Below are 4,428 nucleotides of genomic sequence, written 5' to 3'. Positions count from 1 at the left end.
GTGCGGCCATTTCGTCGCGGTGGGTCGGCAGCATGTGCGCCTTGCGCCAGCCGCCCCAGCGGTAATACGCCAGCGACATCAGCATCGCGCAGAACGAGCTGACCGGGAAACTCCACCACACCGCATCGGCGCCCCAGCTGTCCTGCAGCAGTTCGGCGAACGGCACGCGGATGCCCCACAGCGAGGCGGCCAGGATCAGCAGCGGCGGGATCACCGCACCGGTGGAGCGCACTACGCCGGAAATGACGAAGTTGACGCCGAAGAACAGGAACGACCACACCGCGATGTGGTTGAGGTGGCGCGCCACGTCCAGCGACTGGCTGGCTTCGGGCAGGAACAGCGCAAGGGTGTACCGGTCCAGCAGGATCAGCGGCAGGATCAGCACGCCGGTGAGCAGGAAGTTGTACAGCACGCCGCTGCGGGCGGTGCCGCGCACGCGGTCCCAGTTGCCGGCGCCGACGTTCTGCGCGGCCATCGACGAGCACGCCGCGCCGATCGCCATCGCCGGCATCTGCACGTAGGTCCATAGCTGCAGCGATGCACCGTAGGCGGCGGCCGTGTCGGTGCCGTAGCCGTTGACCATGCTCATCATCAGGATCATCGACAGCGAGATCAGCACCATCTGCAGGCCCATCGGCACGCCCTTGACCACCAGCGCGCGCAGGATCGTGGTGTCGATCTTGAACAGCGCCATGTCCTTGCGGCCCAGCCACAGCACATGGCGCTTGTTGCGCATGTACCAGAGCAGGCCRGTCAGCGACAGCGTCTGCGCGATCAGCGTGGCCCAGGCGGCACCGGCGATGCCCAGCTGCGGGAACGGGCCGATGCCGAAGATCAGCAGCGGGTTGAAGCCGATGTCCAGCACCACCGACAGCAGCAGGAAGCGGAACGGCGTGCGTGAATCGCCGACGCCGCGCAGCGCCGAGCTCAGGAACGCGAACGCATACAGCGTCGGCATCGCCAGGAAGATGATGCGCAGGTAGGCCTCGGCCAACGGCAGCGATTCGGCCGGCGTGCCCATGGCCGCCAGCAGCGGATGCGACAGCCACCAGCCGGCGATCGCGATCACCACCGACAGGCCGATGAAGAAGGTGGCGCTGGTGCCCATCACCCGGCGTGCCTGGGAAATGTCGCGCGCCCCCATCGCCTGGCCGATCAGGATGGTGGCCGCCATGCCGATCCCGAACACCGAGCCGATCAGGAAGAACATGATGTTGTTGGCGTTCGCGGTAGCGGTCAAAGCCGCCTCGCCGAGGAAGCGGCCCACCCAGATCGCATTCACCGACCCGTTCAGCGACTGGGCGATGTTGCCGGCCAGGATCGGCAGGGCGAACAGGAACAGGTTGCGCCCTATCGGGCCGGTGGTCAGGTCAAGCGGCGCTTTGGCCATGTGCTCTGGAGATCAAGCGTGGAGAGCGGCACACTAGCACCAAGCCCGTCAGTGGGATATCGCGATGCGCACCGTAATGTCGGCGGCTGGCCGGCTCCAGGCAATGCGAACCAACCGGATGCTCCCCACTGGCCGGTGTCCCCTGCATCGGGCTGACCCGTTCATGCCCGCGCTGATGGCGCTCTTGATTGCCGTTGCGTTGGCCGCATGTTCGAGTACACAGCGCCTGGGCGATGCCCAGGTGCGGCCGATGGACCGACCGGAATGCCAGGTGGGCAGCCAGCGCCGCGATCTGGATGCCGGCGTGCCGGTACTGATCGGTGGCACTGGATGCCGGGGCAACCCGGACGCGCCCCAATCCCTGAACAAACGACCGGCCAACGCCGTGGAGCTGGGCAAGCAGCATGACTGAAGCAGAATCGTTGGGCGCCAGCGTGCGGCTGGATGTGTGGCTGTGGGCCGCGCGCTTCTTCCGGACCCGCAGCCTGGCCAAGCAGGCGGTGGAAACCGGTAAGGTCGATGTGGCGGGGCAGCGCCCGAAGTCGTCGCGCGCTGTGAGGGTAGGCGAGCAGCTGCAGATCAGCCGCGGCGATGAAACTTTCGACGTACAAGTGCGTGGTCTGAGCGAAATGCGCGGGCCGGCGCCGGTGGCGCAGCAGCTGTATGCGGAAAGCGAGGCGTCGCGTGCGCGGCGTGCCGAACTGCGTGCGCAGCGCGCGGCGGCGAAGAATGGTTACCAGCCGCCGGAGCATCGACCGGACAAGCGTGCGCGGCGGTTGATCCGGGCCCTGGGCGACATCGACGCGATCTGAGCCTGCGCGTACGTTCGCGTGCGCGCAGGCATTGAAGCGGTGCTGACACAGCGGTTGGCACCTGTCCTTGCGGGGGAGCCGGCTGGTGGCCGGTTCCCCCTGTCTCACGCGTGCAGATCGTAGCGGTCAAGTTCCATCACCCGCGTCCAGGCGGCGACGAAATCCYGCACCAGCTTCTTCTCACCGTCCGCGCTGGCGTAGACCTCGGCGAGGGCGCGCAGCACCGAATTCGATCCGAATACCAGGTCGGCGCGACTCCCGGTCCAGCGCGTGTCTCCGCTGCTCACGTAGCCATCGCCGTCGGGTTTCCACTGCGTGCGCATGTCCAGCAGGTTGACGAAGAAATCGTTGCTCAACGTGCCGGGGCGATCGGTCAGCACACCCTGGGTATTTCCGTCGACATTGGCTCCCAACACGCGCAGGCCGCCGACCAGTGCGGTCAGCTCCGGCGCGCTCAGGGTGAGCAGTTGCGCCTTGTCGATCAGCAGTACTTCGGCGGGCACGCTGTAGCGGCCCTTGAGATAATTGCGGAAGCCATCGGCGTAGGGTTCCAGTACCGCGAACGATTCGACGTCGGTCTGTGCCTGGCTGGCATCGGTGCGGCCGGGGGTGAACGGTACGCTGATGTCGTGGCCACCGGCCTTGGCGGCCTGCTCGACGCCGACGCCTCCGGCCAGCACGATCAGGTCGGCCAGCGATACCTGCTTGCCGCCGCCGCCATTGAAGCCGGTCTGGATCTTTTCCAGCGCGGCCAGCACCTTGGACAGCTGCTGCGGCTGGTTCACGGCCCAATCCTTCTGCGGGGCAAGACGGATGCGTGCACCGTTGGCACCGCCGCGCTTGTCCGAGCCGCGGAACGTCGACGCCGAGGCCCAGGCAGTGGACACCAGTTCGGCCACGCTCAGTCCGGCAGCGGCGATCTGCTGCTTGAGCGCGGTGATGTCGCGGGCGTCGATCAACGCATGGGTCGTTGCGGGCACCGGGTCCTGCCAGATGAATTCCTCGGCCGGGATCTCCGGGCCCAGATAGCGGGCACGCGGACCCATGTCGCGGTGGGTCAACTTGAACCATGCACGCGCGAATGCATCGGCAAAGGCCTGCGGGTCCTCAAGGAAGCGGCGCGAGATCTTTTCGTAGGCCGGGTCCACGCGCAACGCCAGGTCGGTGGTGAGCATGCTCGGGCGATGCTTCTTCGACGGGTCGTGCGCGTCGGGGATGACGGCCTCGCTGTCCTTGGCCACCCACTGGTGCGCACCGGCCGGGCTCTTGGTCAGCTCCCACTCGTGCTTGAACAGCAGCTCGAAGAAGTCGTGGCTCCACTGTGCCGGGGTGCGCGTCCAGGTCACTTCCAGGCCGCTGGTGATGGTGTCCCCGCCCTTGCCGCTGCCGAATGTGTTGGACCAGCCAAGGCCCTGGCTTTCCAGCCCCGCTGCTTCCGGTTCCGCCCCGACGTTGTCGGCYGGGCCGGCACCGTGGGTCTTGCCGAAGCTGTGACCACCGGCGATCAGGGCGACGGTTTCCTCATCGTCCATGGCCATGCGGCCGAAGGTATCGCGGATGTCGAAGGCGGCCTTGAGCGGATCGGGGTTGCCGTCCGGGCCTTCGGGGTTCACGTAGATCAGGCCCATCTGCACTGCGGCGAGCGGATTCTCCAGATCGCGCGAGTGGATGTCGCCATCAGCGTCGTCATCGGAGACCAGCACACCGTGGTCTTCCTGCACGCCCTCGGAGCCATGCGCATAGCGCACATCGCCGCCGAGCCAGGTGGTCTCGCGGCCCCAGTACACATCCTGGTCCGGCTCCCAGGTATCGGGGCGACCACCGGCAAAGCCCAAGGTCTTGAAGCCCATCGATTCGAGTGCGACGTTGCCGGTGAGGATCAGCAGGTCGGCCCAGGAGATGGCCTGGCCGTACTTCTGCTTGATCGGCCACAGCAGCCGGCGTGCCTTGTCCAGGCTGACATTGTCCGGCCAGCTGTTGAGCGGGGCGAAACGCTGCTGGCCGCGACCGCCGCCGCCGCGTCCATCGCCGATGCGGTAGGTGCCGGCGCTGTGCCAGGCCATGCGGACGAACAGGCCGCCGTAGTGACCGAAGTCGGCCGGCCACCAGTCCTGCGAATCGGTCATCAGCGCCTTGAGGTCGGCCTTCAGCGCGGTGTAGTCGAGCTGCTTGAACGCCTTGGCGTAATTGAAGCCGTCACCCAGCGGATTGGAGCGGTTGGAATGC

General features: G+C 66.9%; 4 protein-coding genes. 2 read left to right on the top strand and 2 right to left on the bottom strand.

Annotated features, from left to right (window positions below):
- Positions 1-1,390: MATE family efflux transporter (locus tag ACXJKH_RS15860; RefSeq protein WP_457320717.1), on the bottom strand; the 1,390-nt coding region annotated here is incomplete at its 3' end.
- A gap of 163 nt (positions 1,391-1,553) precedes the next feature.
- Here ACXJKH_RS15860 and ACXJKH_RS15855 point away from each other — a divergent pair.
- Both ACXJKH_RS15855 and ACXJKH_RS15850 read left to right on the top strand, forming a co-directional pair.
- Positions 1,554-1,802, top strand: a complete 249-nt coding sequence (locus ACXJKH_RS15855; protein WP_457320715.1) for a hypothetical protein — start codon at positions 1,554-1,556, stop codon at positions 1,800-1,802.
- Positions 1,795-2,202, top strand: a complete 408-nt coding sequence (locus tag ACXJKH_RS15850) for an RNA-binding S4 domain-containing protein (protein WP_256776441.1) — start codon at positions 1,795-1,797, stop codon at positions 2,200-2,202. Before ACXJKH_RS15855 ends, ACXJKH_RS15850 begins: the two co-directional genes overlap by 8 nt.
- Positions 2,203-2,306: 104 nt before the next feature.
- On the opposite strand, the gene katG is transcribed toward ACXJKH_RS15850, so the two are convergent.
- Positions 2,307-4,428: catalase/peroxidase HPI (gene katG / locus ACXJKH_RS15845; RefSeq protein WP_457320712.1), on the bottom strand; the 2,122-nt coding region annotated here is incomplete at its 5' end.

Source organism: Stenotrophomonas sp. P5_B8 (genome assembly GCF_054049855.1).
This window is presented reverse-complemented; position numbering and strand designations above follow the sequence as displayed.

What these genes read in the sequence shown, in the direction of transcription:
- ACXJKH_RS15855 (WP_457320715.1), top strand. Translation starts at nt 1,554, where the DNA reads ATGCCCGCGCTGATGGCGCTCTTGATTGCCGTTGCGTTGGCCGCATGT.
- ACXJKH_RS15850 (WP_256776441.1), top strand. Translation starts at nt 1,795, where the DNA reads ATGACTGAAGCAGAATCGTTGGGCGCCAGCGTGCGGCTGGATGTGTGG.